Origin of the sequence: Candidatus Frankia alpina (genome assembly GCF_902806485.1) — a bacterium.
GTDB lineage: Bacteria > Actinomycetota > Actinomycetes > Frankiales > Frankiaceae > Frankia > Frankia alpina.
Genome location: NZ_CADCWT010000260.1, coordinates 1 through 6,069 on the forward strand (window position 1 = coordinate 1; position 6,069 = coordinate 6,069).

At 68.4% G+C, this 6,069-nt stretch carries 4 protein-coding genes and 1 pseudogene; 2 read left to right on the plus strand and 3 right to left on the minus strand.

Annotated elements, in window-relative coordinates:
- Nucleotides 1–387: 387 nt before the first annotated feature.
- From G6R25_RS20175 to G6R25_RS30905, 3 genes are all read right to left on the minus strand, one after another.
- Nucleotides 388–666: a hypothetical protein gene (locus tag G6R25_RS20175; RefSeq protein WP_163554196.1), complete on the minus strand. Its 279-nt coding sequence runs from the start codon at nucleotides 664–666 to the stop codon at nucleotides 388–390.
- A 239-nt stretch (nucleotides 667–905) separates the two neighbouring features.
- A complete protein-coding gene (locus tag G6R25_RS20180; RefSeq protein WP_163554197.1) occupies nucleotides 906–4,298 on the minus strand; it encodes a hypothetical protein in 3,393 nt (1,130 codons plus the stop codon).
- Nucleotides 4,299–4,624: 326 nt separating this feature from the next.
- Complete coding sequence (locus tag G6R25_RS30905) at nucleotides 4,625–5,125, minus strand: helix-turn-helix transcriptional regulator (RefSeq protein WP_412842880.1); 501 nt, start codon at nucleotides 5,123–5,125, stop codon at nucleotides 4,625–4,627.
- A gap of 155 nt (nucleotides 5,126–5,280) precedes the next feature.
- On the opposite strand from G6R25_RS30905, the gene G6R25_RS20185 reads away from it, so the two are divergent.
- Both G6R25_RS20185 and G6R25_RS28015 read left to right on the plus strand, forming a co-directional pair.
- A complete protein-coding gene (locus G6R25_RS20185; RefSeq protein ID WP_136449528.1) occupies nucleotides 5,281–5,667 on the plus strand; it encodes a hypothetical protein in 387 nt (128 codons plus the stop codon).
- Nucleotides 5,664–6,069, plus strand: a pseudogene (locus tag G6R25_RS28015) (hypothetical protein); the annotation flags it as partial. The gene G6R25_RS20185 and the pseudogene G6R25_RS28015, both read left to right, overlap by 4 nt.

Below are 6,069 nucleotides of genomic sequence, written 5' to 3' on the forward strand. Positions count from 1 at the left end.
AGACGGGACCGATATAGCCATTCCGGCCGCCTACGGGGCCGTGAGAGCCCGGCGCGCGCCGCACCCCGTCAGGCCATGATCGAAAACTCGAGTTTTCGGTTACAGCGGGTAGCTTCGCCGGACTCTCTATGCGTCTTGCATCTGAGCGGGGGGGCTAACCGGGGCTAACTCTCTGACCTGCACAAACGTGGGGGGCTAATCCCCCCGAGCCCGTCCGTCGGCCCGCACGGGCTCCGAAACCCGGTCACGTACGGTGACATCTGTCGGTCCGCGCTGGTCCGCGCTGGTCCGCGCCGGTCCGCTCGCGCGGCCACCCGGCCGGGTGGCCAGACGCACCCAGCCGGGTGGCCGCGCGAGCGGTGACGCCGGGGCTCCCGGAGCAGGTGTCTAGAAGGTCATGTCCAGTCGCTCGAAATCTGCGATCTCCAGCCCCGGCGCACCGTACTGGTTGATGAGCCCGACTTCGAAAGCGGCCCCGGCCGCGTCCAAGTCGCCGCATGCGATGGCGTCGGCTGTGGCCTGGGGGAAGATGAACGGGGCGAGTTCCTGTCCCCGGTTTCCCTGGCCGCGTTTATCGGTCTTGGACTTGACGGAAGCCTGCCAGCCAACGAGTCCGCGCCGACCGCCGTAGGCTGCCGCCGCCCGCCGCCGGAGCGCGTCGACCACGGCCGCATCCTTCGGCCCGGCCTTCCCGCCGCGCTGCTGTCGAGCCGAGCCTGTGACGGCATTTCGCCAGCGTCGTGCCCGAGCGACAGCGGACGACATTTTAATTGCGCCCCCCCGATTCAAATTCAAGCGCTCCGCTATTTCCCGGTTAGTGAGCCCCTCGTCAATGAGTGTTCGGAATCCGTCTTGCCAGGAATGCGAATCCACGAATTCCTGGGCCTTGTCTTTACCGCTGACCATTAGTCGGTCACCGCCTCACGGAGCGCGGCGTGCACGCCGCCCATGCCCGAGTCCAGAGCGGCCACGACGTCCGGCGTGAGAAGCCCGGCTCCGTTCCGCTTCCACTTCCCCAACTGCTTGCTGTCCGGCACGGAGAGCCCGGCCGGAATGTCGTCCGTGGAATCGGCCGTGAACCACACCGCGTCAACGCGGATAGCGAAAGGCTCCCGGCTGGTTTGCTCACGCACCTTGTCTAGCGCGCGCGCCTGGTTGGCCGCCGCACGGGAGACGGTGTGCGCACGCCAGTCTGGCCGGAACAGGTTCGTCGAGTTCTTCGGCGACGCCATCCATCCGGCAAGGAACGTCGTGTAGATCGCCTTGACCGCGTCGAGCGCGGCACGACCGGTCTCGTCCTGGCCGCCGTCACCAGCCAGCCAGGAGCGTGCGTCGCGGGCCGCCTGGTACCAGCGATCTAGCCAGACGTAGGTGTCAGTCAGCGGCCAGACGAGCGCCTCTTCGACGCGGCGAATGAGCCCGTGCTCGTGCAGGTACCAGGCAATCGGGCCGGCGTACCACCCGTCCGGGGCGAACAGCATGGGCAGTCGCTCGGGCACCTGGGGGTCGAGGTCGAGCCGGTAGAGCGCCGGCACCGACTTACGGATCGGGATCCGCCCGGCGTCGGTCAGGTGGACCGGCCGGCCGGTCCCGAGCGGCTGGGATGCGGCCGCCAGGTACGCGCCGTTGACGTCGAACGAGACAAAACACGGTTGCCGGCACTCGTCCGCAGTGAGCGGTCGGTGCCATTCCTGCCGGGGCATCGTCCACGGGCATTCGACGTCGCCGAGTCGCTCGTCCGGGGGCAGGCGTCGGGTCCCGTGGCTCTGCACTTGACGGAACAACCGGTAGCCGGTGCGCCCGGCGCCCTCCGCCCACACAAGCCCGGGGCCGCCCGAGCCCGGCGCCCCGTCCACGGGGAAGGCGGCCGTGATCCGGTCCGCGACGTTGCAGAGGAACGCATCGGAGGGCACGTCCCAGCCGCGCTTGACCAGCGTGGCCCGCAGCGCTGACACGGTCTTGTCGGTGTGCTCGGGTTGCTGCCAGGCGGGCTCTGGGGTCGCCTCGGGCTCGGAGATGACGGCTTGGACGGGCTCGTCCCGGTCGGGCTCGGGGAGGTCGCACGACGCATGCAGCGGCCCGATACCGTTCCACCAATACGCGGCATCGTTCGGGCCGCACGCGCCGGTCAGGTCCCCGCACGCCAGGCACCGGGGATCGAACGCCGGCACGATGTCGGCAGGGGCCGCCGGGCCGGGCTCGGGGCCGTCGACCTGCTCCGCCACGCCGTCCTCATCCACGTCGTCCACGTCGTCCCCGAGCAACCGGGCCAGGTCGAACTTGTAGACGTGCGGCTTGGCCCCGTCGTCCCAGAGCTTGCTTTTCTCGGACGTCGCGCTCTTCGCGATGCCCTGCTCCACTAGCCGCGCGAGCAACACCGCCGGCGTGTCCGAGATCCCGAACCCGTCGCGCTCCCGAGCCCGGTGCCGGACGGCCCGCACGACGTCATCCCAGAGGGATGCGCGCATCACGAGCATCGCGGGAGCGAACGGCCGGGGGCCGGGCGTACCAGCCGGCTTGACATGGACGGCCCCGAGAGGGTCCCCCCGGCCCGAGGTGAACCACTGCGCCGCGTCTCCGGCCCCGTCCGCCATGATGCGCGGTCCCTGGCGCCAGCCGACGGCGGCCGGCCCGTAGCCGGGGATCGCCGTTGGCGGGACGGCGGCCCCGTCTTCGGACCGCTCGGGCGTGGCCAGGTACCACGTGCCATCGGTCAGCGCCTCCCGGAAGCGGCGCACAAAGAGCTTCACGGGGTCCCGCGCGGCCTGAGCGTTCCCGACCATCCCGCCCCGGCGTGCCTGAGCGTCCATCGCTGCGTGGATGACGTCGACCCCCCACGCTGTCCAGGAGTCCATCTCCGTGAGCTTGGCGCGCTCCCCGGCCCACGTGAGCAGGCGCCACCCGGCAAGTACGCAGGTGGCGTTCTGGACAGCCCGGCCGTGTGCGGACGACGTGTCCCACCCGGACACCTGCTCTTCGGCCCACCTCACCGCGCGCCGGGGGATGTCCAGATCGGAGAGCGTGTCCTGCACGATCCGCGCATGGGCACGCGAGAGCGCGCGCACGTCGGCCTGCAGCTCGCTCAACACGGTCAGATCGGTGGCGCTCTCCGTCTTGAGCGCGAACCAGCGGGCCACGCCTGAGACGTGCCGATCCTCGTCCGGGAGATCCTCCGCCGTCGCCAGTAGGCAGCAGCGCGGGTAACGCGATGGCATGAGCCCCGAGCCCACCCGCGTCGCCTTGACGCCGGAGTTCTGCTCCGCCATGGAATCGGCCAGCCCTGACAGTTCGATCCACTGACTGTGGATCTCCCCATCCGTCAGTTCCTCCGCGAACGCATCGTCGACGAGCGCGGAAAGCCCGGCGAGCGTCCAGAGCGACCGCTGCGCACCGATCATCGACGAGCCGCCGTTCTTCGCGCCGTGGCGGAGCCGCACTGTGGCCGTGACCGGCTTGCCTTTGGCCGGCCGGTAGGTTGACGACTGCGCGGCCAACACGAGCGCGGCCATGGCCGTCTTCCGGAGCCCGGACGTGCCCGCGAGCATGACGGCTAGGTGCCCGACGCCAGGCAACGCGTCCGTCTCGGGGAGTCCGGCCCACGGCGCGTACGCCAGGAGCGACGCGAGCGTGATCCCGACCGCCGGATCGTCCGGGACGAGTGCGGGCATCCGGAACAGCCGGAGCAGGTCCGTCGTCGCCTGCTCATCGGTGGACGGGTCATCCAGCCCAAGCAGGCGGACACCCTCCGTCTTGGCTTGCTCGGGTGGGAGTTCGCACCATGTGTCCGCGTCGACCCCGCCCGGGACGAGCGCGGGCTTACCGGGCCGCAGGAACGCTGGGGGCATCTCAGGCCGGAGCAAGAGTCCGGGCACGCCGTACGCGAGCGTCGCGCCACCGTGGCCCCGGGCTCGGAGCGCCATCGCTTTAATGGCGTCGGACACGGTCTCTACGCCGGTCCGCCGCGTCGGCATGAACGCGCACGCGCCGGTCTCCTGGGGCCAGGTGGACTCTCGCCAACGCATATCCCGGTCGGTGATGGAAACCGTGCGGGGCTCCCCGTCTGGCGGGGTGAAAGTCACGTCATAGATGGTTTCGACGATTCCACCGGGCGCGAAAGTCCCGCTTTGCACGTCGCGGATTTCGAGCACCCGGGAAACGGCAAAATGGCCTTCGGCTATCTGGTATTCCTGCTCTTCCCCATCGCGGGTTGTGACGGCGGTAAGGCGGGTGGCGTACTGACGGAACACCTTGCCGTTCAAGCTGAACTCCGCCATCTCGCCGGAGGTGCCGGAGACCACCCGAGGACGGCGACCCTTGCCCACCGTACAAGAGGACTCGCCCTCCGTGCCCAGGCCTTGGCGAGTCGATGTCGGACTCCGCTCCGGCGAGGTGTTAGCCGGCGTACTCATCGGGCACCATGCGATCTTGCCGATGCGACCGTACGATGTGAGTGCACGACGGCACCCCTCTCTTCGTCGAGGTTGGAAGGTGTCTTGGGCCCGGACGCGCCAAACGTCCGGGCCGCGTGCGTTCTAGGGGATCATCGCGCGACCCCGTTCCCTCAGGGTGATGTTGGCAAGTGGGCCTCCGGCTCGTTGGCAACGCCTTCTAGCGGCCGGGCACCTCAAGGTCTGCATCCCGGGCCGGATTGATCATCTTTTTGGCTGTCAACCCCGGTCCGGACTAGAGCTTGCTTACGACGTGGAGTCGTACGTGCACTCGGCTTCAGACGGTCCGCCATCCAGCGCTCAAAGGTTGACTTCAGCCACCGGGGACGAGTCCGCACGGCAGTGTCATCCGGAGGCGGGAACTTCCCCTCGCCGCGGAGCCTGTAGATCGACTGTCGATGCATCCCGGCCAGCGCAGCCATCTCCGTGATACTTAACAGTGGATCATCGCTGACATCCGAGACCCGTCGTCCAGATCCAGGGCGGGCTGTCATCCAGCGCTCAAACGTCGACAGCCGCCAGCGAGGACGATCGGAAACGCTTATATCGTCCGGAGCCGGCAGGTATCCCCCCCTACGCGCACTTTTGATTGCAGCAAGGGAAACCCCTGCACGATCCGCCATCTCGGTCATACGGATCAAGGGATCCTCGTCGCTGCCAAACTGCATGCTTGACATTATCTATCCGCAGGTAACATGATGTCAAGCGTAGCGGTGCCGCCTGGGGATTGCAGCCCCGAGCGGCACCTAGATCCGAGACCCAGTTGGAGGTCCTGAACCATGCGACCTATCTTGCCCGTAAACGGGTCTGACCGGCATGCCGGCGGTGTGGCATGAGTGCCCGCCGTCCGGGCCGGATTACGGTCACGGTCGACTATCCCGAAGTGATCTTCGATCCGGTGATCCTCGCTGCGTTGAAGGCTGGCCGTGGGGTGACCGCCAGCGAGGAGCTGGACGTCCGCCGCCGGCACATCGCTGAGATCCGTGCCGGGCAGGGCGCCTGCTGCCGTGCGTGCGGGTTCGCGCTCGCCGCGCAGCACCAGGTCTGCCCGTCGATCGTGCTGGTAGATTCCCACAGTCTGCGGATCGCCATGGCCGTTGTCCCGTTGGCGCCGCCGCGGCGGTGCACTCGCTGCCACGACCAGCTGGACCCGACGCCGCCGGAGCTACCGTGCCCGGCCTGCGTCGGCCAGGATGATCTGTTCGGTGGTGCGGCATGAGATACCGGATCGAAACCGAGGAGTACCCGGACAGCCACACCATCGACGGGGTGACCGCCCAGGTAACGCGAACCCGTCGTGTCGCAGTTCCCGTTCTTCCTCCGGACGTCGATGCCCTGGGGGTCCGCGCTGCTGTCGGTCTGGTTCTGGGGCTGACTCTGGTGTCGGTTACGTGGTCCACGGTGTCGATCGCGCATCTACTTCGCGGATCATGGGTGGCTTACCTCGCCGGCGCTGTGTTCGATCTGGCATGGCTGGCCGTCCTTGGAATGGCCTACCTGGTCCGCTACCGGCCCGACCGTCGTCGGGTGGTGGATCGGGTGGGATGGGCGCTGCTGACTGTCACGGTGGCCGCGATTGGCGTGGAGGGCTACCGGACAGGCGGTCTTGCTGCTGCCTGCA

Excerpts from the sequence above, each read along its gene's own strand:
- G6R25_RS30905 (WP_412842880.1), bottom strand. The coding sequence starts at position 5,125 with ATGTCAAGCATGCAGTTTGGCAGCGACGAGGATCCCTTGATCCGTATG.
- G6R25_RS20185 (WP_136449528.1), top strand. The coding sequence starts at position 5,281 with ATGAGTGCCCGCCGTCCGGGCCGGATTACGGTCACGGTCGACTATCCC.